This is a genomic window from Streptomyces sp. MBT53, assembly GCF_016654115.1.
GTDB lineage: Bacteria > Actinomycetota > Actinomycetes > Streptomycetales > Streptomycetaceae > Streptomyces.
This window is the reverse complement of the sequence record NZ_JAEQAZ010000216.1, coordinates 1-22,882: the sequence shown is the minus strand read 5'-3', so window position 1 is coordinate 22,882 and position 22,882 is coordinate 1. Positions and strand designations below refer to the sequence as shown.

Sequence of the window (22,882 nt, the reverse complement as noted above, 5' to 3'; positions counted from 1 at the left end):
CAAGCCTGGTGGGCCCAGGCCCTGACGGCCTGGGCCCACCAGGCTTGCGCCCTGCAACCGCTGCGCGACACCGGCGTACGCGCCGTCAACAACTGGGACTTCGCCGAACAGGACCTGCCCGACGGAGGCGGCCACGCCGTGTGGACCTGCGCCCGCGCGGACACCTGGCGCGGACCCGGCGACGTGACGGTCTCCTTCCGCGCCAGCGGTTCCGCGCCCGCCGCACCCTCCCGGACGGTCGCCCGGGCCCACGCGACCGCGGCCTGCAGCCGGTTCGGCCAGCACGTCGTGGCCGCGAGCGGCTGGCGCTCCCCGAACGGCCACTGGTACGCGCTGGCCGCCGGCAGCCGCGCCGTCACCAGCCTCTCGGTGAGCGGCGACATCACGACCACGAAGCGGTCCCGCACCCTCGCCGTACCCGCTCCCCGCGACCCGCACATCACCGTCCGGGCGCGACTTGCCGACGGCGAAGGGCTGGACGCCGTAGGCACTCCAGGGAGGTGAAGAGGGCGGGGGCGGAGGCCGACGCTCGGTCATCCGGCGGTCGACTCCGGCGGGAGCCAGCGGTAGCGATCACCGCACTCTTCGGCGAGCCAGCCGTTGAGGCTGCTCAGTCCCCGCTCGTTGATCTGACCGTCGTGGATGCCGTACGCCCGCTCCGGATCGACGGCGCGTACGAAGTCGATGGCCTCGTCGGTCTTCATCCATGAACCTTGGAGGGGGACCAACAGGGTCTCCACCGGTTGGTCGGGGAGGTGCAGGGAGTCCCCGGGGTGGTAGAGGTCGGCCTCGACCAGGTAGCCGAGGTTGGCGCAGTCCGGGCGGTCGCCGTAGATCCGCGCGTGCCGCCCGCCGTGGGCGGTCACACGGAAACCGGCCGCAGTGAACTCCTCGCCGGCGACGACGCCGGTGAAGTCCAGGCCAGGGATCCGCGCGGTCTTGGGGGCGTAGACGGGGACACCCAACCCCCTCAGCCGCAACAGGTCGACGTGGTCGCTGTGTTCGTGGGTCACCAGGATCGCGTCCGCGCCGGCGAGCGCCTCTGGTTCACTCCAGATACCGGGATCGATGACCAGCGTGCTGTTGTCGCGTTCCAACCGGACACAGGAATGGGTGTACTTGGTGATTCGCATCCGCGTGAGGGTAGCCGGAAGACCGTGCCGAATCACTCGGGAAATGGCCGGAAAATGCCGCACGGATGTATCCCTGGAGTGCGCTCGGCCGAACAGCGGGAATCCGCGAAACTGCCCTCTTCTGCTGCCGACCACTTGCGCAGGAACTGCTTCGCCGCCTCGATTGCTTCCCTTTCGAGTTCCTCGACGGAGACTCCCCAGCTCTCCTCCCATCCGTCCAGGTTGAGAGCGCATGAGACGAGGGACTGGAGTTCTCCGGGGTAGCCGAGGTCGTAGGCGATGTCGGACCAGATGAGGTGGGTGCCGACAGCGGGATCCAGGCTTCCGTCGGCTATCTGACCGGCGATCCAGTGGGCCATCGCCCATTTTGCGGCCCTGGGGTCGCCGGGCGGACGGAAGACCAGTCCCAGCTCCTCCAGTACCTGGTCGAAGAGTGCCGGCGCTTCGGATTCCTCGCTCCGAAGAAGGCCGGCCAACATGGCGAGGGAGGGACTGTCGACCTCGGCGACGAGTGCGTCAAGCCCTGCCTGGATAAGCCGGTCGGACCCGACGTGCCTACCGAAGGCCCGTTCGTGCGCGATGTGGCTGAGCTGCTTGAGGGCTTCATCACGGGTCATCAGTGTCATCTCGGTCGGCGTCCGGGAAAGGAAGGCTCGCACATCCGCCGCTGCTGCTGCATCGCGTTTCCGTACGAGTATCCTCGGCGGTTGGCGAAATCGTCCCCCCGAGTGCACCCGGTGCGTGGTGAACTGCGGATCCGGCAACGCCGTGACCCGGCACAGGAGGGTCATCCGCCCTGCCGCGAGGTGCAGTTGGGCGGCGAGCCGGGCAGTGGCCAGAGCGCGACGCGCTCCAGTGTGCGGTGCCCCCTTGGCTCAGCCCAGCGCGTCCAACAGGGCGGCGACATAGGCATCCAGCCGTTCCTCCACCGCCCGCGTTGTAAGCTCCATCCTCCCCGCCTGCTGCCACGGTCGGACCACGAGTGCCACGCCACCCGCAAATGCCAGTGCGTCCAGCAAGAGCCAGTACAACCGCTCGCTCGCCGTCGACGCCAGGACCCCGCCGGCCTCCTCGTACGCGTCGGCGAACCGTAGGCCCCAGGCCGGGCCGTGCAGCATCGCGAGGTTGGTGGAGCAGTGCGCCACGTCGAGGTCCGCGGGGCCCCAGGAGGTCTGCACCCAGTCGACGACGCCGGTGATGCGCGGACCTGTCGTGCATGGGGGCGACACGTCGAACAGCACGTTGCCGGGGTGGAAGTCCCGGTGCAGGAATCGCCCGTCATAGGGCGGCGCAGGTTTACGGATCACGTCGATCGCCGCGGCCCATGCCGCCGCGTCGGCGCCGTCCGGAGGGACGACGGCGTCGGCGGTCGTCCACGCTTTGTACTCCTGGGGCCGCTCGGAAGGCCGTACCGCATGGATCGTCACGAGTTGACGGGCCAGCAGGGGGATGCGCGTCTCCAATCCCTCATCGTCGAGGACTGTCCGGCCCGGCAGATGCGTCATGAGGAGCGACGGATACTCGCAGTGCGAGGCGGTCGGATCGACCGCGACCGGTCCGGGAACCGGCACGCCTGTCCCCGCGAGCAGGGCGAGGGAGCCGGCCTCCCGATTCAGCAGGTTCTCGGCGTGCTCCACGAAGTACGGGTCGACGAAGGTCCGCAGCACGAGGTCGCGGATGTTTCCGTCCTGCGTTCCGACGGTCAGCCGCCGCATCTCGGCGGTGATGCCGCCGTGCAACACCTCGGTTTTGACGATCCGTTCGCTGGCCTTCAGATACCGGCCCACCCAGGCCAGGGTCAACGGTCGGACAGCGCCCGCCTCATCGTGGTCGATCACCGTGTCACCCCACCATCCGGACAGCGGCTCGCGCAAAAGCTTTTGTCGGCGACGCTCGTAGCGGTCATGCGCACGTGTGGACGTCCGGCTGCAGGCCGGACACGAGGCGGTGTCACGGCAGGCACTGGGCCTCACCGCCATCCCGCACGTACCGTGTGCCGCCGCGGCAACCGGTACTTCGAGGCCCTTGAACAGCACGTCCTGGCAGGCGAGTTCGTCCTTTGTGACCAACCGCCCTGTCCGTAGGTGGTCGGGGTGTACGGCAGAGTGGGGCAACGGACAAGGCCGGCTGGGAGGGCGCATAGAACACATTGGTGAGTCGATGACGGTTTGCAGTCCGTCGGTGCTGGAGGCGCTTGGTGCTGCTGGGTGGACATCAGGTCGCAAGATCGCCATTGCAGACTGGACGCGGCAACTGACGGGTGCAGGGTTCGAACTCAACGACGTTGCGTTGGCGGTCTGGGCCGAGTTCGGCGGGCTGACGATTGAGAACTCCTTGATCCGTGTCCCTGGTTCGTCACTGCGCGTGGACCCCGTCGACGCCTGCATCGACGCCGCCGAGGAGGCGTCGAGGCTGAGGCTCCACTACCGAGAGAACTACAGCCCCCTGGGCATGTGGTCGAGCCAGTTCCGTGCGTATATTGCGGCCGGCGGTCGCGTCGTCGCCGTGGGGCCGAACTGGCTCTGGCCGCTGGGTTCTGCCTTCATGGAGGCGCTGGCCTACGTAGTGGACGGCGATGGCGGCGTCAATCGCGCGGAGCGGGCAGACTGGCTCGCCAACTGCCTGCCCGGCGGGTGAGGCGATCTTGCCGTGGCTGGCGTGAGTTCGCCAAGTCAAACCGCAGGAATGTGATGGCGGCGGCCGGTGACCCCGGAAGGCCGGTGCGGGGTGACAGCGATCATCGGGGCGTGATGTGACCGAGTGTCTTGGCCCTACCCGTTGTCCGCGCTGGTCTGGGCCGGGCAATCGGATGGGCGGTCAGCCGACCGGTGGCTGAGCGAGCGGGGGGTTCGGCCTCAGCTTTTCGAATGCGGTGGGGGTCGGGCGGTGCGGTAGGAAGTTCTTGATCTGCTGAGCGCAGTCGGCCGGACTGGCGGTGCTCGTGTCGCACTCGATGTCGTAGAGGCCATGGGCATGGACCTGGGTGATCTGGCGTGCGGCCAGCCCCGGTGGGCGGTCGCCGCGCTCTTGCTCGCGCCGCTGGAGTTCCGGCAAGGGGCAGTGAACTCCGACCAGCACCACGTCTTCGGGGGCGAACAGGGCGACGCAGTCGAGCAGACGCCACGGCTCGCTCAGGACGTGGTCGACCACGATGTTGTTGCCGACCGCAGCCATGCCGGCGACCGCGCGGTGGAAGCCCATCCAGGTGCGCCTGAGCATGGAGGGCACCTCGTCCGGTGCGATGTCCCGGCGCGCCCGCATGGCATGAAAGGCGTCCACCGGCATATGGAAGTACGTGTCGTCCAGGACCGGGAGGAGCTCCTTGGCGATACTCGACTTCCCCGAACTGGATGTGCCGTTCAGGAAGATGATCAGTCCGCTGGGTGGCTGCGAAGCTCTCGCCGAGCCCGCAATCTGGTGGGATCCAGTTTCTGCCGGCAATGTCATCATCTTCCCCCGCTTCGCGCGCCGCCGGTATTCGATCATGATGCATGCTCGGTCGTCGGTGTGTGGGCGCCCATCTCCTCGTGCTCGGCCGGCTGCATCGCGATGAGTGTGGACACTGCCGAGCACGACCGACCTCAGTCGGAGAGCGAGGCCGGGGACCAGACGCCGAACCACTGCTCGGCGCCCCAATCCTCATACCGTTGGACCTCGGTGAACCCCAGCTTCGCCGCGAGGCGCATCGAGCGTTCGTTCGCGGTCTGGGTGGTGAGGACCACCGGCTCCCCGGGCAGCGCTCCGGCGCACCAGTCGAGTGCCGCCGCGCACGCCTCCGCGGCGTACCCGTGTCCCCACGCCTGCGGCAGGAACATGTAGCCGAGTTCGACCTCCGAGGTGCCGGGGCAGACGTGGACGGGATGCTTCGGGTCGCGCCGGTCGAACGTGACGATCCCGATCATCGCCCCGTCGAGATCGACCACGAAGAGGCCTGGACGCCGCTTGGGCTCCTCGGGCACCGCACGCTCGAACTCGTCACGCTGTCGAGGGCCACCGATGTACGTGCCCACCTCCGGTGACGTGAACAACTCGATGACCGCCGCACGGTCCCGGGCCTCGGGCTCGCGGAGTACGAGCCGCTCGGTCCTGATCGGGGCAGGCGGCGGCCAGGCAACGGGTCCCAACTCGGTCATGCAGGGAAGCCAATCAGCAGCATCGGCAGCGATCAATGTTCGCGGACCGATCAAGTCACCTGCGCCGGCTCGTCCTTCAGAGTCAAGGAGTGGCTCCGATCCAGCAACTCGGCTCCACTGCGCACCCGTTACGGACTTCGGCGCACCGACATGGCCCGGCCGACTTCGAGTCCGGTGCCGGACGCGGCACCGCCCGCCCCGCTGATCACCGGCCGCCGGTTCGCCCGGCGGCATCCCTCCCACGCTGGTCAGCGGGCCAGTTTGCGGCACAGCAGGGCCGCTGGGCCCGGCGAGCTGCCGGTGCGGGTGGTGTAGGCGATGCCCGCGGCGTACTCGTCGTCCGCGCACTGGCCCTTGTAGTCGCCGGTGGCGAAGTCGCCGCCGCCGGCGTCGCCGGGCCGGTTGTCGGAGCGGTCGAACCACACCGTGCGCCCCGCGCCCGCCAGAGGGGTACCGGCCGGAGCGCACAGGGTCGCCGACGTCCGTGTGCCCCGGTGGCTGTAGCCGATGAGGAACTGGCCCTGGGCGCACTGGAGTTTGGTGTATCCGGAGGCCCAGTCGCCGCCCTGGGGGACGTTGCGTTCGTCGGTGACGACCGACTGGGCGCCGTCCGCCGCACGCAGGTCGCCCGTGGTGACGTCCGTGCACAGTCCTCGGCCCGAGGTGTGCCCGAGGCCGATCAGCCGCAGCCCGTCCGGGCAGGCCGCCTTGGAGGCGCCCGCGTCCCAGTCGCCGGTGGCGCGCACCCGTACCGACTGGACGTAGTCGCCGTGGTCGGTGGCGAGCATCTGCCAGGCGGGGACGGGGGCGACCGGACCGCTGAGCGAGGCGGCGGACATCAGCCGCTGCCAGCCGGCGGTGCGCCAGTCCGCGTCGTCCAGGAGGCCGTGCCGGGTGCCGTCCGTGTCGTAGCGCAGCAGGGCCCAGTCGTCGTGGCCCTGCCAGCCGACCAGGGGCCAGTAGGCGAAGTCGGCGTCGTGGTCGGCGAAGTAGTCGGTCACATTGCCGAACCAGGTGCGCGCCGCGGTGCCGGTCTCGCCCGCTCCGATGCCGAACTCGCTGATCCACACGGGGGCGGTGTAGTGCTTGCCGCTGTCCTGGGCGACGAAGAACGCCTCGTCGTAGAGGGCCTGGAACAGGGCGTCGCGGCTGAGGTCCTGGTAGCGGGGGTCACTGGTCTCGCCGATGCCGGTGGCGCCGCTGTGGTGGGGGCCGGTGTAGCCGTAGAAGTGGGCCGAGTAGACGAGTTTGTGGGCGGTCACCAGGGTGTGGGACAGGGTGCGTGCGGGGGTGAGCAGGGGGCGGCCGTGGGCGAATCCGTCGATGGGCAGGCCGGTCCAGTTGATGCCCTCGATGACGATGAGCAGGTTCGGGTTCGCCTCGGTGAGGATGCGGTCGGCGGCGAGTTGGGCGGCGGCGTACCAGTCGTGGTCGTCGCCCCCTCCCCAGTTGGGGTCGTTCAAGATGTCACGGCGTACCTCGTTGTAGAGGTCGGCTCCCACGACACGGGGGTCGGCGGCGTAGCGGCGCGCCATGAACACCCAGTCGTCCGCCCACTGTTGGGTCGACTGGCTGCTGTTCCACCGCTCGTTGCCGTCGATCCCGCAACACCAACGGGACGTGTTGGTGTGGTTGTTGAGGATGACGGCGAAGTCGGCCGAGGTCAGCGCGGAGACCACGGCGTCGAAGACCTGGAGCGGTGTTCGGCCGCGCAACTGCGGGTTTGCCGCAACGGCGGCGTCCGGTACGGCGGTGGTGTCGTGGATCATCTCGTTGGAGAACGGCAGCCGGATGCTGTTGATGCCCAACTGGTGGAAGTCGGCCATCAGTTGAGCCAGGGGCACGCGGTCCAGGCCCAGGGGGATGCCGTAGGAGATCTGCCCGGCGTGGTGATTGGCACTGTCGGTCGCACTGCCACTGCCGGTCCAAGAGCCTTGGGCGCCATCCCAGTTGGCGGACTTCAGCCGGAAGCGGTCGCCGTTCGCGTCGACGATGTAGCGCCCGCGCGTGGACAGGGGTGGTTGCCAGGAACTCGCGGTGGCGGCGGTGGGCGTGGCGGGGGCGGTCTGTGCCGCCGAGGCGGTTCCGGTGGACGGAAGCAGCAGGGAGGCAGCCAAGGCGAGTAGTGTCAGGTGCCGGACAAGTTTGGTCATGAGGCGCCTCCGTACCCGTACCGACAGATGACGGCGCTCTCGTCGTCCCGCAGCAGCCGCGCGGGGGACATTACCTGTGACCTGCGGACCCGTCGACGGACAAAGCGTGCAGTTGACTTCGGCATTCCGAACCAGGGCCTCATGGAGGGGCGGGCCCAACTGCCCCGCGCTGGTGCTGTGTTGGAAACCGGTGAGGTCCACCCTCCCTTCGTCGTTGTGGGAACGGCGACCGAGGCGGAGACGGCCGTCCCGACCGGCCGGCTGCGTACGGCCCCGAACCGGCAGTGCCGACGGCGAACCCGCGGTCGCCGCCTCCGGGAACGGTCAATCCATGGGCAGGGAAGCCGCACGTCAGCGCCGGACAGGCACCGACGACGATGACGTGAGTTCACGGCGGGTGGTTCAGGCGAGGTCCTGGGGGTGGAGCACGATGCGCCCGTGGGTCTTGCGGTCGGCCAACGCCTGATAGGCGTCGGGCACGGCGGTGAGCGGATACGTCGCGGCGATGGGGATGTGCAGGTCACCGGCGGCGGCGAGGGCGGCCAGTCCGGCCAGCGCCGGGGTGCCGCCGGCATCGTTCGTTCCGAGGGATTTGACGCCCTTCTCCTTCGCTCCGCGATAGTCGACGACGGTGTCGATGCGGTCCCTCGGAACGCCGAGGTCGATCGCGAGGTCGATGTAGCCGCCTCCGACGGCGTCGATGAAGGCATCGACCCGGTCGGTCGTGGCGAGGATCCGTTCCTGTTCGCCGTCGCCGTCGCCGTATCGGACAGGCTGGATGCCATGGCGCCGGAGCAGGTCGACATGTGCGTCGCTGGTCAGACCGACCACCGTCGCTCCGGCACGGAGTGCGAGCTGGGCGGCGGTGAACCCGACGCCGCCCGATGCGCCCGAGATGACGACGGTCTCGCCCGGCCGGGGCTCGACCGCCCGGACGGCGCCGAGGCCCGCCATCGGCGTGGTGTAGAGCGAGCCCGCCACGTCCCAGGAGAGGGCTTGAGGCTTGCTCACCAGCTGGACGGCGGGGACGGCGACGAACTGGGCGTGGGCGTCCCAGCTCTGGAGCCTGCCCAGCACCGCGTCACCGACGGTGAAGTCGAGCACATCGGCACCGACCCCAACGACCTCACCGGCGAGATCGCGACCCGGTGTGTACGAGCTGCCGTGCAGCGCCGGTAACGCCCCGGGGTTGAGCGCACCGGCCTCGACCCGCACCACCACCTCGCCCGGGCCGGCCACGGGCTCGGGAACGTCCGCGAGGTAGATCCCGTCGATGCCCGAAAAGCGGTCGTAGCGCACTGCTTTCATCATGCCTCCCAGTTTTGCGAGTGATTCGAAAACAGCCGGATCGCGCGAGAGGACGCTCAGTCAGGTACGGCGCAGGAGCGGCAGGAGGATGTCGTCGACGAGATGCGCGACGAAGGCGGCGTCGCACGGCTCGCCCACGACCACGACGCGATGCACGATCACCGCGGGAGCGACCTCGGCAAAGAGCGCTGCCGCCCCGGGCGCCAGCCGCTCGGCCGCCTGGCGAACAAGTCCGTCCGTCATCGCGGTCTCGTCCCGCCGCAGGATCCGCCGCATCGCCTGGGCGAGCCGCGCGTCGCTGCGCATGCCGGCGAACACCGCCCCGAGCAGACCCACGTCCTGTTCGGAGATGCTCCGCGCGAGCCATGCCACCAGGGAATGCACGTCCTCCCGGAGACTCTCGCCCGCAGGATGTGGGGGCTTCGCGGGCGCGCGGCGCTCGACCGCCGCGGCGACGAGCTCCGCCTTGTCGCGGTACCGGCGGTAGATCGTCGTCTTCGCCGCCCCGGAACGCCCGGCCACCGCCTCCATCGAGAGCTGCTCGTATCCCACCTCGGTCAGCAGTGACAGTGTGGCGTCAAGAATGGCCAGGTCACGGCCGGAATCCCGTGGCCGTCCCGTCACCGAGGGCTGACTCATGCCGCTGGACTCCGAAGTACCCACCCCGCACCCCTATTCCGATACGCTACCGTAGCGTATCGGAAGTACCTTGGTTCGATCCAACCTGCACGCTGCGGCTTTCCGTGCCGGCTCAAGGCCAGGTGTCCGCTCGGCGGGATGAGCGGATGTCGCCGTCCGCAGGAGTCCGAATGACGCTCCCCAGAGCGCCTCGGCACGACGACTGCCGACGTGGTCAACGCACCTCAGGAGGCCACCTTGAGGGAGGCAACCCGCGAGGTGCACTCGGCGCGCGCCCTCCTCAACGGGCAGGGGCGTGAACTACCCCTCTGCCTCGCGAGCGAAGCCCCAGAAATCGCCGTCGTCCTCATCCGAGGTCAGCGTGTACCTCTGGCCCTTGCCGCCCAGCCCCGATGCCCGCATCGCATCCCCCATGAGAGCGCTGATCTTACCGACGCCGGGGGATCTGCCCGGCGGCCGCCGGCGCGGCCACCACCTCTGACTCGATCCCTTCCATCCATCTCGGAGGCTTTGTCGAGCCCCAGACCCGCCTGCACTGCGGCCCGGCCCGCAACTGTCCGGGTGGCGGCATGTGGAGGGCGGCTAGGACGCGGTGTGCCTTCCAGTTGTGCCCGCCCGCCGCCGGCCGGGAGGCACACGAAACGGTGTGCCTTCCGGCCGGTCGGGCGGGCCGGCGGATCAGCGCAGTCCGGCGAAGAGGTCGTTCTCGGGTACGGCCGTGCCGGTGGCGTCCTTGACGCGTACGAAGGTCTCGGTGCCCATCAGTTCGCCGAACCTCTCCTTGCCCATCTTGAGGAAGAAGATGTTGTCGCCCTGACTGGCGTGCGCGGCCAGCGAGTCGAACTTCTGGTCGCTGAACGCTGTGGCGTCCACCCACGTCGTGATCTCGTCGTCGGGAAGGCCGATCTCGGCCATCGCGGCGGCCTCGGCGGGATCCGGCTCCGGCATGTCCGGGTGGAACTCGCGCATGATCTCGCCGAACCGCCGCATCGTCGAGCGGGGCATCGTGGTCCAGTACACCTTGGGTGTCAGTTCGGTGGTCATCTCCAGCGCCGCCATCGTGATGCGGTGGGCCTGGATGTGGTCGGGGTGGCCGTAGAAGCCGTTCTCGTCGTAGGTGACGACCACATCGGGTCGGTAGTGCCGCATGAGGTCCGCGAGCCGGGCCGCGCCCTGCTGCACGGGGGTCTGCCAGAACGATCCGGGGGCGTCGTTGCTGGGCCAGCCCATCATCCCGGAGTCGGCGTAGTCCAGCAGTTCCAGATCGCTGATCTTCAGGACCTCGCAACTCGCTTCGAGTTCTTGACGGCGCATGAGGGCGACCGCCGCCGGATCGTGGCCGGGATCACCCGGCTTGACACCTCCCGGTCCGTCACCGCAAGAGCCGTCGGTACAGGTCACGAGAACCGTGCGGATGCCTTCCGCCGCGTACCGCGCGAGGACCCCTCCGGTCGAAGTGGCCTCGTCGTCGGGGTGGGCGTGCACTGCCATCAGCGTCAAAGGCCGGCCAGTCATGAAACAGTCCTCCTGCAGAAATACGTCGTGGTCCGCGTGGCGCGGTGGGTGTACCGCGATTCTGGGGCCCGGATCCGTGCGTGGCGGACGACATCGCGGTCTCCGTGTCTCCGCCCGTACGGCACCGGTCCCTCGGCCGATGCAACCTTGCCGACCGGACTGCGTGTTCCCGGAGAGGCCGCTTTGCCTTCCAGCCGGGAGAAGAGTCGCGTGAGGGCAGACCTGTGGTGCGGTCGAGTCGGCGGAACGGGACTTGCCCACTGCGGGGCGTGGCGGGGCGTACGGCGTCCCTGGGTGGGGTGCCGATGAGGGAGGCGGCGTGCCCGGCGGTGATGTGGCGGGCGCGTCAACTTCTCGACGCCGTGCTGCTTTTCGCCCCGGGTGGGCCGGACTGCGGCCGAGGTGAGGGTGTTGATCGGACAGGAGGGCGTCGCGTCTGGGGCCAGGGCGGGGAAGTCCACCACCGCGCGGATATTTCGGTCAACGGGGACTCCTCGCCCGAAGTCCTGGCGGACTCCGGGCAGTTGACCTCGACGGTTCCAGGGTCCCCGACGGAGTCATGCGGGGGTCGGCGTCCCGGGTGGTGACGGTCCGGCAGGTGGCCTGTGTCATGGTCGCCCTGTCATGTGTGGCACGCTCCGTCCCCTTGGAGGGTCAGACGTCGCGCCAGCGGGCGTTGGCCCAGGAGAAGACCCCGAAGGCGATGAGGCCGACGGCTATCAGCGCGAGCAGCCAGGGGCCCGCAGGGGTGTCGGCGAACGTACGCAGGGTGTTGTCCATGCCCTTGGCCTTGCCCGGCTTGTGCTGGAGGGCCGCGGCGATGGCGAAGCCGCCCGCCGTGGCGAAGACGATGCCGCGGGCCGTACCGCCGAACACGCCGAAGAAGGCGACGACTTGACGCGTCCTTCGGGACATCTCCGCCGTCTTCAGATGCTTCTCGAACTTGCGCAGGAGCGCCCGGACGGCTATCCAGAGGCCGGCCGCGGTCACCGCGGCACCGGCGACGGCGACGATCCACTGCCCGCCGGGCCAGTCCAGCGCCTTCGCCGTGACGTCCTGGGAGTTCTGGTCCGAACTGCCGCTGCCGCTGCCCTTGTCCCCGGCCGCGTAGGAGAGCACGGAGTACGTGACGAAGCCGTAGAAGACGCAACGGCCCGCGGCCATGGCCCTCTTGCCCGGCTTCTCGCCGTCGGGACCCGCCTGCCCGAAGGCGGCCTCGGACAGCCGCCACAGGGCCATCCCGGCAAGGGCGATCCCGAGCAGCCACAACAGCGCGGTCCCGAAGGGTTTTTGGGCGATCTCGGCGATCGCGCCACCCCGGTCCGCCTGCTCGCCCCCGCCGGAGAAGGCGATCCTAAGAGAGAGAACACCGACCAGTACGTAGATGACCCCGCGGGCGACGAAGCCCGCGCGTGCCGCAGCCGCGACCGCCTTGCTGTTCGCCGCGCGTCGGGCCTGACCGTGTGCTGTTGCCGATCCAGTAGCCATGTCCCACCGAATGCCCCCGAAGAGCGACGGCATCCCGGGTCCGACTCGCTTTGTCCTCCTGCCGTTGTTCTGGACGGTGCGGCCAACGTGGCTGAAGGACTCGCCGAGACAGCCGTAGGTTCGTGCACTGGAGGGCGAGACGGCCCAGCGGTTCGCCGACGCGCCCGCGAAGGAGTGAGGGTACGGCTGCTGCTGGCGACTTCGGCAGCCGGCTCGTCGAGAGGGACCGGTTGGGGGCGGTGGAGCGGCCGGGCGTGCAGGCGGCCTGGCTCCGCAAGCCGCCGTACCTGTCGAGCGGACCCGCGGTGGACGGGCTGGCCGCCTTCGCCCAGAACGGGGCCGAGTGCCATGACGAATTCTTCGACGACCGCGACCGGTTCACCCATCACACCCGTCGGGGCGGCGCGGTGGTTCAGGTGGTGCGTGGCTCGGCCGGTTTCGGTCGGCAGGACATGCGGACCCTGTTCCGCGTGGTGATCGAGACGGCGGAGGAAGGGATCGGGCTGGCCACCGCATGTATCGCGCCGGACGCGTTCTTCGTCGAGTTGCTGTGCGCCGGGGCGTGGAGGTGGAGACCCTGCTGCCGGGCCCGTACACCGGCAAACGGGTGTGCCGACTGGCGGGCCGGCGCTACTGAGAGGGCCTCACGGCGTGCGCGGTGAAGGTCTACCACCACCGGCCGACCATGTTTCCCGCCAAGGTCGTCACCGTCGACAGGGTGACGGCATTCATCGGCTCCACGAACCTCGACCGTCGTTCCCCCGGCCCCGGCGAAGAGGTCATGCTCGCCGATGTTTCCCATGACCTCGTACCGGCATCACGGTGTCGTACCGGGCCGGTGCTCTTCGTCCGTGCCGGCAGGGGTGGCCTCCGGGCGTTCAACGTCGTGCTGGGCCAGGAGGGCCAGCAGATCGGCGACGGAGGCCGGGGCGTCGGCGGGATGGCGCAGCGCGGTGGCGGAGGCGATGCGGTAGACGTTCGAGCGGCCTTCCTTGACGTGGGTGAGGTACCCGCCGTCTTCCAGGTCGGCGATGATCTTCTGAACGGCCCGCTCGGTCAGCCTGCAGCGCACCGCGATGTCGCGGACGCGAGTGGTGTGGTCTGCGGCGATGGCTGCCAGGACGCGGGAGTGGTTGGTCAGGAACGTCCAGCCCGGACGTGGTTCAGCGGCTCGGTCCATGGTCCGACTATAGGGCGCGCGTTTCACGTATTCAAAAGGGTGCATCACGTTTCGTGTATTGGTTGACGTGAATGCAAGGTGGGGTGAGAGTGGAGCCGTAAGGAGACGTCGACACGTTCCGGGAGCCTCCGATGTCCTGCCGCGCGGCTCGTCCTGCGGCCGAGGGACCCTGCACCGAGTGCGGCGGCACGTCCCCGCCCTCGACGCCGGCGTCCGTGACGGTGGAGGTCGGCGTGGTCGGCGGCCGACGCGTGGCGACCGTGAGCGGCGAACTGGACCTGGACAGCGCGCACATGCTGCGACACGGACTCGGCGATGCGCTGCGCGCCGCCGACGACGTGCTGGAACTGGATCTCACGGGTGTCCACTTCTGCGACTGCTCCGCTCTCAACGTCCTGCTCCTCGTGCGTAAGAACGCCCGGGAGGCATCGAAGAGCCTCGTCCTGCGCGCGAGCAGTCCCGCCGTGCAACGCCTGCTGGAACTGACCGGCGCAGCCGCTCTCTTCCCCGCCGTGTCACCCGAAGACGACCTTGCCGCGGAGAACGCGCACCCGCACCGGGCGCTGGAGACCCGGGGCGCGATCGACACGGCCTGCGGCATGCTCATGGCTTCCTTCGGCCTCGACCCTGAGCAGGCATGGCGGGTGCTCGTGACCGTCTCGCGGCAGAGCGACACCAGGCTGCACGTGATCGCTGACTCGCTCCTGCAGAGCAAGGCCGGACGGCCGCTGTCGGAGTTCCTTGCCGCTCAGCTGGCCGCGGCCGTGGAGGAACACGGCACCCGAGACGCCGGATGACGGCGCACACCGTCGAGTCGACTGGTACCGCATCGACCGAACGTCCGCGCACTCGGTCCGCCGGAGTTCCGACGGGCATCAGGCGTTTCCGGGAATGGGCGGCACGCTGCGACGCGGGGCGTATCAGCGCTGTCCTCCGCGGTCACGCTGGGTCAGCCGGCTCTGGAGATGAGCGAGCGCATCGGTGCGCCGCCGGTGCAGGGCGGCCCGTGCGGCGTTCGCTCCGGGGGCACCGTGCACACCTCCGCCCGGGTGCGCGGACGCGGACGCGAGGTACAGGCCGGGCACGGGCGTTTCGGGACGCCCGGTGCCAGGAGTGGGACGGAAGACCAACTGCTGGTGCAGAGCCGTGGTGCCGCCGTTGATGGCGCCTCCGTGAAGATTGGCGTCCATGCTCTCCAGCGTGGGCGGGGCGAGGATGCGCCGGGCTCTGACGAGACCGCGGAATCCGGGTGCGTAGCGCTCGACCTGCGTCTCGACGCGGTCGGCCATGGCCTCCTGCTCCCGGGCGTCCCAGGAACCGGTGAGCTTGTCGTCCCCCGCGTCGCCCCGCACCCGGTGCGGTACGTGTGTGTAGGCCCAGGCGGACTCGGTGCCCCGGGGCGAGCGACTGGTATCGGCGGTGGTCATCTGGCCGAAGAGGGCGAAGGGTTCGTCGGGGACGTGGCCCGTGGTGATCTGGGCCGCGAAACGGGTGAGGGCGTCGACACCCTCTGCCAGATGGACGGTCCCGGCGCGTGCCGCCTCCGGGCAGGTCCAGGGCACCGGACCGTCCAGCGCCCAGTCCACCTTGAACGTGGCGAAGTCCCAGTGGAAGCGTTCCAGGTCGCCGAGCAGACGTGCGGGAAGGTGTTGTTCCGCGACGAGGGAGCCGTAGAGGGCGGGTGCGGAGACATCGGCCAGAACCGCCCTGTGGGCCACGACTGTTTCGCCGCTCGCGGTGCGGACGCCGACGGCCCGGCCGCCGCGGACGACTACCTCGGTGACCCGTTCCCCGCAACGGACCGTGCCACCGCCTCGCGCCAGGCGGCGGACGAGGGCGGTGGTGAGCGCTCCGGCGCCACCGACGGGGACGGGGAAGCCGTAGGTCTGGCCGAGCATGGACATCAGCCAGCCGAAGCCTCCGCTGCCCGCCGCCTCCGGTGCGAGATCCGCGTGCAGGGCGTTGCCCGCGAGCAGGAGCCTGCCGCCCTCCCCGCGGAACTCCTCCTCACCCATGCGCCGCACCGGCAGCAGCATCGTCCTGGCCAGTCGCAGCCCGCCCGCCGCCCGCAGCCGCAGCGCCAGCCGGGCCCCGGCGCGGACCGGGGGGAACGGCGTGAACAGGGCGTCGAGAATGCCGGGCCGTAGCGTTTCCCAGACGTCCCGCAGTTCTTTCCACGCGGCTCCGTCGCCCGGCGCGAACGCCTCCAGGCTCGCGGCCGTCTCCTCCAGGTCTCGGCTGAGGACCGCGCAGCGACCGTCCCGCAACGGGTGGGCGAGGACCTTCGGGGCGTGGCTCCAGCTCAGCCCCTCCCGCTCCAGCCGCAGGCCGGCCAGGACCGGGGAGGCGGCGGCGAGCGGATAGAAGGCGCTGAAGAGGTCGCTGGTGAAGTCGGGGTCGACCCCATGGTCGTGCCGGACCGCTCCTCCTGGCTCGTTCTGGGCTTCCAGGACTTCCACGCTCCAGCCCGCGTCGGCCAGGAGGTTCGCGGCGACCAGCCCGTTGGGGCCGGCCCCGATCACTACTGCGTCCGCCATGACTCACTTCCGGCTCGGTAGGGGGTGCCGCGCCCGCCGACGTGGCTTTCTGCATGTCCCGTCGCTGCTTCAGGCCTCGTGCGGTCGCGGCCGTCCGGGAGCGACGCGGGAGAGGCCTTCGTCCTGCTCGCACAGCCGGGCGAGACGGGCCAGCATCGCGCGGCTCCGCATCTGCTGCGCCGCGTCCAGCAGCGGATTGTGCAGGGCGCCCCCCCCGCACCCCGCAGCGGATGCTCGTCCAGGATGATCAGTGTCTGCTCGCCCCAGGGCCGCAGTTCCATCGCGATCCGCGCGGTCCCCAACGGCCCGCTGTGCGCCTCCAGTTCGAGAACGGAGGGCGGTTCGCTGCGGCGTACCACGGTTCGGTTGCGCAGGGTGAGCGGCCCGATCCTGATTTCGTAGCGGAGGGCCGCGCCCACCTCGGGCCACAGCCCCTCGTCCGGCTCGGCCCGCGCGGTACCCACGACCCAGTCCCCGTACCGCTCGGCGTCGGACAGGATCTTCCAGACGTCCTCGGGAGACTTCCGGATCAAACGGTGTCGTACGGCCATGGGTTCCTCCGCCGTTCGGTTCGTCGCGTCCGCCGCCGCGAGTTCCCCTGCTGGGCCCGGGTACACACTCCGCGGGCGGCGGCCGTCGCATTCGAAGAATTGATCGACTTCCCAGAAGTGCCCGCCGACACTCACGGGCGCGACGACGCCCGTCGCTCCGCGAGCGAAGGGGAGCCGCAGGCCGGACGCGGGGCCAGGACGAGTGCGAGCACGGTCACGCCGGGTCGACCGGGTGGGCAGGCTGAACGGGCCCGTGAGCCGAGTACCTGACGGGCCGGGTACCCATGTGCCTCATGACGCTGCGACGCGGCGGCTCCCCGCAGACGTGACGGAGTGGAGCGTCGGCCGACTTCGGGACGGCACCCCTGGCCGTCGGCATCAACGGCGGTCACAGGGGTAGCCGCGAGGCACACCCACCTTGCCCGGGAAAGTGAGGACGCCGTGCGAGAGCCCGACCCGGAGACCGCTGGAAACAGCGGTGAGCCGAGATCGAAACCGATACCGAGGGATCTGCCCGATCAGCAGGCCACGGCCGACGACGAACCAGGGACTGCTGACCCGACGCCCCCCGATCTGGACCCGCCCGAAACGGACGAGGCCGGAACCGGTAGGCGCGGCGCCCCGCGCTCCGGCAGCCCACGCCCGGACCATCCTGTGCCCGACGAGCCCCCCGGCTGACGTACCCCCGGGGGCCAGGAGGTCGCCCCGGCGCATCGCCGACCCGGGCGACGGCGATCGGCCCGGAGGCGAACACGCCAATGCCCATCCCGCCCGTCCCCGGCGTCCGAGGCCCTCCTCAGGTGGCAGGTCGCCACTCCGCGGAGGCTATTTCGCTGCGTCCGGGGAGATCGGTGTCGCGCCCTCGTGCTCGGCGTCGGCCGCGCCCATTTCCTGGCTGACGCGGGCGTTCAGTTCGGCCCAGCTCTTGTCGAACTTGGCCAAGCCCTCGCGTTCCAGGGTGTCGGTGACGTCGGTGAAATCCACGCCTACGCGCTGCAGCGCCGCGAAGTGGGCAAGTGCCGCCGCGTGGTGGTCGGCAACCGGCGCGTCGTGGGGGAGCCTGCCGTGATCGGCGTACGCGGCCAGGGTGTCGCCGGGCATGGTGTTCACGGTGCCGGGGATGGCCAGCTCGCTGACGTACATCGTGTCGGGGTAGGCCGGGTCTTTGACGCCGGTGGACGCCCACAACGGGCGTTGCGGTCGGGCGCCGGCCTCGGCCAGGCGCTCTCGGCGCGGCTCCGTGGACGCCGACTCGTAAGCCCGGTACGCCAGGCGTGCGTTGGCGACCGCGGTTTTGCCCTTCAGCGCGACGGCCTCGGGTGTGCCGATGGCGTCGAGGCGGCGGTCCACCTCGGTGTCCACGCGGGAGACGAAGAACGAGGCGACCGAGTGGATGCCGCTCAGATCGTGTCCGGCCTGCCGGGCCCGTTCCAGGCCGGCCGTATGGGCGTCCATCACCGCGCGGTAGCGGTCCAGCGAGAAGATCAAGGTGACATTGACGCTGATCCCCAGCGCCACGACCTCGGTGATGGCCCTGAGGCCCTCGCGGGTGGCCGGGATCTTGACGAACAGGTTCTCCTCCTGGACGGCGTCCCACAGTTTGACCGCCTGTTCGACCGTGGCGTCGCGGTCCTCGGCCAGCCTGGGGTCGACCTCGATCGACACCCGTCCGTCCAGGCCGTCGGTCCTCTCGTGTACCGGTGCGAAGACGCGGCAGGCGGCTCGTACGTCGTCGGTGGTGAGGGCGAAGACTGCGTCGTCGACGCTCACCCCGTCGGCGGCCAGACTGCGGAGCTGATCGGTGTAGCGGTCTCCGCGGGAGAGGGCGGAGGCGAAGATCGTGGGGTTCGTCGTGACCCCGACGACATGCCGGTCGGCGATCAGCTGCTGCAGTTGGCCACCGGCCAGCAGCTCACGGGACAGGTCGTCGAGCCAGATCGACACGCCGGCGGCGGTCAGGTCGGCGAGCGGGTCGGACACGGTGGAATCGGGCATGCTGAATCTCCAGACGGTCTGTCGTCCGCGGGTAACTCGACCCCGGCGGACAGGGTGGGACGCGGCTCTCCGGGTCCTCTCGCGGTCCCGCACAGATCATGCGCGGGCGCTGCGGACCCGGAGCGGGTCGCGGGGGGCGGCGGGCCTGGCGGCGCCGAGCTGCTCGCCCAGTTCGCCCAGCCGGTTGCGGCCGAGGACGGAGCGGACCTGGGGGAACCACTCCTTCTCCTCCTCGCCGCGGTGCTCCTCGACGCTCTCCAGCACGTGATCGGCGGTGTCCGGCACGGCGGCACGCGCGGCGGGACAGAAGATCTTCTCGACTGCCTGGTGGTCGTCCTTGAGCGGCACGATCGCGTCCATGGGCAACTCCTTCGTGTCGGCCCGTACGTTTCCGGTACGGCGGGGCGTCTCTGCCGGCGGAACACCGGACGAAGTCCGGCTCCCCGCTCCGGCTACCCCGCGTGGCGCGACCGACCCGTCTGAAGCGCACCTTTCGCCACGTTCGGTCGTACCCGGGTCGGTGAAGGCGATCGGAGACAGCGTCGTGCGGGTCGCCGTGCCGGAGGAACGGAGCCCTTCGGGTCTGGTCGAGTCTCACTCGGCGGCACGTAATGTCATGTCTGCGGGAAGCGCATCCGCACCCGAGGAGGATGGTGTGGCGAGGGACCGGATCGGACTGGCCGAGGTGCTGGCGGCTGCGGAGGACGCGGCGCCGGTGGACTCCCTCGACGTCGTGGCGAGAAATCTGCGTGACCGGTTCGGCGCGCGATACGTGTCGTTCCTCTTCGTGGACATCGTCGGACAGCGTCTGCTGCGGGTCGGCGACACCGTGGCCGGGCGGCCGGAGCACCGGGCCGCGCAGGTCCCGCTGGCCGGCCGCGGCGTCTACGACGAGGTGCTGCGCGCCCAGAAGGTGGTGAAGGCCCCGCAGGGGGAGGAGGGGTTGCGAGTGCTGGCCCCGGTCACCAACCGGGGTGACACCATCGGCGTTCTGGAGCTGTTTCTGGACGAGGTCACCGAGGACGTGCTGGAGCAGGTCGAGGGGGCGGCGCACGCGCTGGCGTACATCATCGTCACCGACCGTCGTTTCACCGACCTCTATCACTGGGGCAACCGCTCCACCGCGGTGAGTCTGGCCGCGGAGATCCAGCGCCAGCTCCTGCCTTCGGCCGCATGCTGCGAAGCTCCCGAGTTCAGCCTCGCCGGCGCCCTGGTTCCGGCATCCGACATCGCCGGTGACACCTACGACTACAGCCTCGACCAGGAAACCCTGCACCTGTCCGTCACCGACGCCATGGGGCACGACGTCGACGCATCGCTGATGGCCACACTCCTGGTCAATGCCTCCCGGGGCGCCCGGCGCGCCGGAGCGGACCTCGCCGAACAGGCCCGGCAGACCCACCACGCCCTCCTCGACCACGGCCGACGGACCTTCGCCACCGGCCAGCTGCTGCGCATCGCACTGGACGGGAGCAGCGCCCAGCTCGTCAACGCCGGTCATCCGTGGCCCCTGCGGCTCCGCGACGGCACGGTCGACGAACTGTGCCTGGCCGTGAATCTGCCCTTCGGCCTACCGGAACAGGGCCCCTACCGAGTGCAGGATCTCGACCTGCGCCCCGGCGACCGCCTCCTGCTCCACACCGACGGCATGCAGGAACGCCAGGCCTCAAGTGTTGACCTCCCCGCCCTCCTCGGTGCGACCGCTGCCGAGCACCCGCGCGAGGTCGTACGTGCCCTGGTCGCCGCGGTCACCGAGGCCTACGGCGGCCGGCTGCCGAGGGACGACGCCACCGTCCTGTGTCTGGACTGGCACGGCCCCGACCGCGCGAGCCGCGAAGCGAATCCCTGAGCATGCGCCTTGCGCGCGCCTCGGTCGGGCGTTGCCCAGGGTGTGCGCGTGCCGCCGGACGGGCGTACGGGCGGAGGGGAAATTGACCGACGGGCGCGGCACCGACGCCGTGATCGACGCGGTCGGCATGGAGGCGCACGGCAACGCGGGGGCCAAGGCCGCTCAGTAGGTGACAGGGCTCCTGCCCGACGTGCTCGCCCAGCCGTTCATGGAGAAGGCGGGTGTGGACCGGCTCGGCGCGCTCCACGCGGCCATCGATCCCGTACGGCGCGGCGGCACCGTCTCGCTCCCCGGTGTGTGCGGCGGAGCCATGGACCCGCTGCCACTGCTGCGTGTGTTCGGCAGGCGGATCCAGTTCCGGATGGGGCAGGTGAACGTGTGGCGCTGGGCACCGGAGATCATGCCGGTGGTCACCGACTAGGCCCCCTCGGCGTGGACGGCTTCGCCACCCACCACCTGCCCCTGGAGAGGCACCGCGGGCGTACGCGGCCTTCCAGGCCAAAGCGGACGGCATGATCAAAACTCTGCTGCGTCCCTAGCTCTCGGTCTCGCCGGAGGGCTTCCCGGTCTCGCGTTGGGGTACGACCGTGTACTTCGGGTCCTCGGCCGAGGCGACTCCGGCCGCGAAGACCCCGAACCGGGTGCAGGCCGAGCCCGCGAGAAGGGCGAGCCCGGCCGCGGCTGCCGCCGGGCGGCTGCGGCGGCCGAGCAGCAGCCCGGTCGCGGCGCCGGTCGCGGTGAGCAGTCGGGCGGCGCGCAGCAGGGTTCCGGCGCGGCCCTGCCGATAGGTTTCCGCGACCGTACCGAGGCGCCGCTCGGCTGCCCGCGTCGCGATCTCTTCGGCGCCGGCGGCGAGTACCGCGGCGCAGCGAGCCGGTGCCGACTCGGTCACCGGACCTACGAGCAGGGCCATGCCGGATGCCGCAGCGGTCGCGGACGCGACGAACAGGTAGGGGAGTTCGCGGTGCGCGCCGTGCCAGGCGGGTACGGCGGTGTCCGCCGCCAGGACGGCCGTGTAGGAGGCGATCGCCGGGCCGAGCAGCGCTGCCGTCCCGGTCGCCGCGGTCCCGGTCCTGGGCAGCCGCCCCGTGACGGCGGTGACGGCCGCCGCACCGGCTGCCGGCCCGTAACCGGCGAGGAGCCACGAGCCCACGCTCATGGGCGAGGTCGGCTTGAGGACCCGGAGCATGTTCGGGAACCGGCTCGGCACCCCGAGGTCGTGCACGAGCGCGGCGGCGGACAGCGAGACGGCGGCGAGCGAGGACACCTTCATCGCGGTGGCGGTGGTGGTGCGTCCCGTGAACTGCGCGCCCGCCGCGAGCACGGAGCCCGCGCCGGCCAGACCGCCCAGGAAGAAGTACCCGGCGATGTCCTGGGCGCTCCAGGACGGTGCCTTGATGATGGGGCGCCCGTAATACGACTCGAACTCGGCGCGGGGGACCATGAGTTGCTCTCCGTGCCGCTTGCGGCGACCCTGCCGCGTGCCTTGTCCGGGACTCTTCGCCGCCTCGCTCATCGTGTGCCCTTCCTGCGCAGCAGCCCCGGCAGTGCGAAGGAGACGGCGAAGGCTCCGGCCAGGGAGAGGGCCGCCGCACCGGCGTGCTTCCACATCGTGGGAAGGTCGCGGGTGGTGACCACTGGGTCCGGGGGCAGCCCGTAGACCTCGGGCCGGTCGAGGAGCAGGAAGAACGCGCCGTCGCCGCCGACGCCGTCGTCGGGGTCGTGACCGTAGAGGTGGGCTTCCTCCACGCCCGCCGCGTGCAACTGATCGACACGCAGGGCTGCTCGTTCGCGCAGTTCGTCCAGCGGGCCGAACTGGATGGACTCGGTCGGACAGGCCTTGGCGCAGGCGGGTTCCTGCCCGGCGCCGAGCCGGTCGTAGCACATGGTGCACTTGAACGCCCGCCCGTCCTCGGGGCGTTGCTCGATGACGCCGTACGGGCAGGCGGGCACGCAGTAGCCGCAGCCGTTGCAGATGTCCTCCTGGACGACGACGGTGCCGAACTCGGTGCGGAAGAGCGAACCGGTGGGGCAGACGTCCAGGCACGCGGCGTGCGTGCAGTGCTTGCACACGTCGGACGACATCAGCCAGCGCATCTCCCCCGGCTCGGCGGAAGGCTCCGACTCGGCCTCCACCACGCGGAGTTGGGTGCGTCCCTCCGGCGCCGGGACCTGAGGTTTCTGCTGCTCGATGAAGGCGACATGGCGCCAGGTGGAGGCGCCGAGGCCCTGGGTGTTGTCGTAGCTCATGCCGGTCAGGGAGAGGCCGTCCTCCGGGATGGCGTTCCACTCCTTGCAGGCGACCTCGCAGGCCTTGCAGCCGATGCAGACGGAGGTGTCGGTGAAGAAGCCGACGCCGGGCACCCCGAACCCCCGCCCCGCGTCGGCTTCTTCACCGACA

19 protein-coding genes and 4 pseudogenes are annotated in these 22,882 nt (G+C 70.3%); 6 read left to right on the top strand and 17 right to left on the bottom strand.

Features of this window, described 5'->3' with window-relative positions:
- Positions 1-504: pseudogene (locus tag JHN45_RS44040) on the top strand (hypothetical protein); the annotation flags it as partial.
- A 29-nt stretch (positions 505-533) separates the two neighbouring features.
- Here the strand turns inward: JHN45_RS44040 and JHN45_RS44035 are convergent.
- The 3 genes from JHN45_RS44035 to JHN45_RS44025 all read right to left on the bottom strand — a co-directional run bounded on the left by JHN45_RS44035 (position 534) and on the right by JHN45_RS44025 (position 2,971).
- A complete protein-coding gene (locus JHN45_RS44035; RefSeq protein ID WP_201054937.1) occupies positions 534-1,133 on the bottom strand; it encodes an MBL fold metallo-hydrolase in 600 nt (199 codons plus the stop codon).
- A gap of 32 nt (positions 1,134-1,165) precedes the next feature.
- Positions 1,166-1,750, bottom strand: a complete 585-nt coding sequence (locus tag JHN45_RS44030; protein WP_236584765.1) for a hypothetical protein — start codon at positions 1,748-1,750, stop codon at positions 1,166-1,168.
- Between the two features lie 258 nt (positions 1,751-2,008).
- Positions 2,009-2,971 carry a phosphotransferase family protein gene (locus JHN45_RS44025; RefSeq protein ID WP_201054943.1) on the bottom strand — a complete coding sequence of 321 codons (963 nt, stop codon included), beginning with the start codon at positions 2,969-2,971 and terminating at the stop codon, positions 2,009-2,011.
- Between the two features lie 343 nt (positions 2,972-3,314).
- Here JHN45_RS44025 and JHN45_RS44020 point away from each other — a divergent pair, with 343 nt between their 5' ends.
- Positions 3,315-3,770, top strand: a complete 456-nt coding sequence (locus tag JHN45_RS44020) for an SUKH-3 domain-containing protein (RefSeq protein ID WP_201054935.1) — start codon at positions 3,315-3,317, stop codon at positions 3,768-3,770.
- A gap of 180 nt (positions 3,771-3,950) precedes the next feature.
- Here JHN45_RS44020 and JHN45_RS44015 read toward each other — a convergent pair whose 3' ends face one another.
- The 7 genes from JHN45_RS44015 to JHN45_RS43985 form a co-directional block, all read right to left on the bottom strand.
- Positions 3,951-4,619: a chloramphenicol phosphotransferase CPT family protein gene (locus JHN45_RS44015; RefSeq protein WP_236584764.1), complete on the bottom strand. Its 669-nt coding sequence runs from the start codon at positions 4,617-4,619 to the stop codon at positions 3,951-3,953.
- Between the two features lie 95 nt (positions 4,620-4,714).
- Positions 4,715-5,266, bottom strand: coding sequence for a GNAT family N-acetyltransferase (locus tag JHN45_RS44010; protein ID WP_201054933.1), 552 nt, complete (start codon positions 5,264-5,266; stop codon positions 4,715-4,717).
- A 248-nt stretch (positions 5,267-5,514) separates the two neighbouring features.
- Complete coding sequence (locus JHN45_RS44005) at positions 5,515-7,419, bottom strand: glycoside hydrolase family 5 protein (RefSeq protein WP_201054931.1); 1,905 nt, start codon at positions 7,417-7,419, stop codon at positions 5,515-5,517.
- A 402-nt stretch (positions 7,420-7,821) separates the two neighbouring features.
- The gene (locus tag JHN45_RS44000) at positions 7,822-8,730 is read right to left on the bottom strand and encodes an NADP-dependent oxidoreductase (RefSeq protein WP_201054929.1); all 909 of its coding nucleotides are present in this window, start codon (positions 8,728-8,730) and stop codon (positions 7,822-7,824) included.
- 57 nt (positions 8,731-8,787) lie between these two features.
- Entirely contained in the window at positions 8,788-9,366 is a 579-nt protein-coding gene (locus JHN45_RS43995) for a TetR/AcrR family transcriptional regulator (RefSeq protein WP_201054927.1), read from the bottom strand.
- A gap of 678 nt (positions 9,367-10,044) precedes the next feature.
- Positions 10,045-10,881, bottom strand: coding sequence for a PIG-L family deacetylase (locus JHN45_RS43990; protein WP_201054925.1), 837 nt, complete (start codon positions 10,879-10,881; stop codon positions 10,045-10,047).
- A gap of 654 nt (positions 10,882-11,535) precedes the next feature.
- A complete protein-coding gene (locus JHN45_RS43985) occupies positions 11,536-12,369 on the bottom strand; it encodes a DUF1206 domain-containing protein (protein WP_201054921.1) in 834 nt (277 codons plus the stop codon).
- Between the two features lie 147 nt (positions 12,370-12,516).
- Between JHN45_RS43985 and JHN45_RS53650 the strand changes: the two are divergent.
- A pseudogene (locus JHN45_RS53650) lies at positions 12,517-13,174 on the top strand (phosphatidylserine/phosphatidylglycerophosphate/cardiolipin synthase family protein); the annotation flags it as partial.
- A 12-nt stretch (positions 13,175-13,186) separates the two neighbouring features.
- Here the strand turns inward: JHN45_RS53650 and JHN45_RS43975 are convergent.
- The gene (locus tag JHN45_RS43975) at positions 13,187-13,549 is read right to left on the bottom strand and encodes a MarR family transcriptional regulator (protein ID WP_201054919.1); all 363 of its coding nucleotides are present in this window, start codon (positions 13,547-13,549) and stop codon (positions 13,187-13,189) included.
- Between the two features lie 215 nt (positions 13,550-13,764).
- Here JHN45_RS43975 and JHN45_RS43970 point away from each other — a divergent pair, with 215 nt between their 5' ends.
- Positions 13,765-14,346 (top strand): anti-sigma factor antagonist, encoded by a 582-nt coding sequence (locus JHN45_RS43970; protein WP_307783367.1) that lies wholly within the window; start codon positions 13,765-13,767, stop codon positions 14,344-14,346.
- Between the two features lie 123 nt (positions 14,347-14,469).
- Here the strand turns inward: JHN45_RS43970 and JHN45_RS43965 are convergent, their stop codons facing one another.
- The 4 genes and pseudogenes from JHN45_RS43965 to JHN45_RS43950 all read right to left on the bottom strand — a co-directional run bounded on the left by JHN45_RS43965 (position 14,470) and on the right by JHN45_RS43950 (position 18,992).
- Positions 14,470-16,086, bottom strand: a complete 1,617-nt coding sequence (locus tag JHN45_RS43965) for an NAD(P)/FAD-dependent oxidoreductase (protein ID WP_201054910.1) — start codon at positions 16,084-16,086, stop codon at positions 14,470-14,472.
- A gap of 69 nt (positions 16,087-16,155) precedes the next feature.
- A pseudogene (locus tag JHN45_RS43960) lies at positions 16,156-16,637 on the bottom strand (SRPBCC family protein).
- An 825-nt stretch (positions 16,638-17,462) separates the two neighbouring features.
- Positions 17,463-18,632 carry a transaldolase gene (gene tal, locus JHN45_RS43955; RefSeq protein WP_201054909.1) on the bottom strand — a complete coding sequence of 390 codons (1,170 nt, stop codon included), beginning with the start codon at positions 18,630-18,632 and terminating at the stop codon, positions 17,463-17,465.
- 96 nt (positions 18,633-18,728) lie between these two features.
- Positions 18,729-18,992: a hypothetical protein gene (locus JHN45_RS43950; protein ID WP_201054908.1), complete on the bottom strand. Its 264-nt coding sequence runs from the start codon at positions 18,990-18,992 to the stop codon at positions 18,729-18,731.
- A gap of 295 nt (positions 18,993-19,287) precedes the next feature.
- Between JHN45_RS43950 and JHN45_RS43945 the strand changes: the two genes are divergently transcribed.
- On the top strand, positions 19,288-20,481 hold the full coding sequence (locus tag JHN45_RS43945; RefSeq protein ID WP_201054907.1) for a PP2C family protein-serine/threonine phosphatase: 1,194 nt from the start codon (positions 19,288-19,290) through the stop codon (positions 20,479-20,481).
- Between the two features lie 82 nt (positions 20,482-20,563).
- A pseudogene (locus JHN45_RS53645) lies at positions 20,564-21,020 on the top strand (glutathione-dependent formaldehyde dehydrogenase); the annotation flags it as partial.
- On the opposite strand, the gene nrfD reads toward JHN45_RS53645, so the two are convergent.
- Together nrfD and JHN45_RS43930 are read right to left on the bottom strand one after the other, a co-directional pair.
- Positions 21,017-21,925, bottom strand: a complete 909-nt coding sequence (gene nrfD / locus JHN45_RS43935; RefSeq protein WP_236584763.1) for an NrfD/PsrC family molybdoenzyme membrane anchor subunit — start codon at positions 21,923-21,925, stop codon at positions 21,017-21,019. The pseudogene JHN45_RS53645 and the gene nrfD sit on opposite strands and share 4 nt — an antisense overlap.
- A 68-nt stretch (positions 21,926-21,993) precedes the next feature.
- Positions 21,994-22,845, bottom strand: coding sequence for a 4Fe-4S dicluster domain-containing protein (locus tag JHN45_RS43930; protein WP_201054939.1), 852 nt, complete (start codon positions 22,843-22,845; stop codon positions 21,994-21,996).
- Positions 22,846-22,882: the final 37 nt, after the last annotated feature.

What these genes read in the sequence shown, in the direction of transcription:
- JHN45_RS44035 (WP_201054937.1), bottom strand. Translation starts at nt 1,133, where the DNA reads ATGCGAATCACCAAGTACACCCATTCCTGTGTCCGGTTGGAACGCGAC.
- JHN45_RS44030 (WP_236584765.1), bottom strand. Translation starts at nt 1,750, where the DNA reads ATGACCCGTGATGAAGCCCTCAAGCAGCTCAGCCACATCGCGCACGAA.
- JHN45_RS44015 (WP_236584764.1), bottom strand. Translation starts at nt 4,619, where the DNA reads ATGATCGAATACCGGCGGCGCGCGAAGCGGGGGAAGATGATGACATTG.
- JHN45_RS44010 (WP_201054933.1), bottom strand. Translation starts at nt 5,266, where the DNA reads ATGACCGAGTTGGGACCCGTTGCCTGGCCGCCGCCTGCCCCGATCAGG.
- JHN45_RS44005 (WP_201054931.1), bottom strand. Translation starts at nt 7,419, where the DNA reads ATGACCAAACTTGTCCGGCACCTGACACTACTCGCCTTGGCTGCCTCC.
- JHN45_RS44000 (WP_201054929.1), bottom strand. Translation starts at nt 8,730, where the DNA reads ATGATGAAAGCAGTGCGCTACGACCGCTTTTCGGGCATCGACGGGATC.
- JHN45_RS43995 (WP_201054927.1), bottom strand. Translation starts at nt 9,366, where the DNA reads ATGAGTCAGCCCTCGGTGACGGGACGGCCACGGGATTCCGGCCGTGAC.
- JHN45_RS43990 (WP_201054925.1), bottom strand. Translation starts at nt 10,881, where the DNA reads ATGACTGGCCGGCCTTTGACGCTGATGGCAGTGCACGCCCACCCCGAC.
- JHN45_RS43985 (WP_201054921.1), bottom strand. Translation starts at nt 12,369, where the DNA reads ATGGCTACTGGATCGGCAACAGCACACGGTCAGGCCCGACGCGCGGCG.
- JHN45_RS43975 (WP_201054919.1), bottom strand. Translation starts at nt 13,549, where the DNA reads ATGGACCGAGCCGCTGAACCACGTCCGGGCTGGACGTTCCTGACCAAC.
- JHN45_RS43965 (WP_201054910.1), bottom strand. Translation starts at nt 16,086, where the DNA reads ATGGCGGACGCAGTAGTGATCGGGGCCGGCCCCAACGGGCTGGTCGCC.
- tal (WP_201054909.1), bottom strand. Translation starts at nt 18,632, where the DNA reads ATGCCCGATTCCACCGTGTCCGACCCGCTCGCCGACCTGACCGCCGCC.
- JHN45_RS43950 (WP_201054908.1), bottom strand. Translation starts at nt 18,992, where the DNA reads ATGGACGCGATCGTGCCGCTCAAGGACGACCACCAGGCAGTCGAGAAG.
- nrfD (WP_236584763.1), bottom strand. Translation starts at nt 21,925, where the DNA reads ATGGTCCCCCGCGCCGAGTTCGAGTCGTATTACGGGCGCCCCATCATC.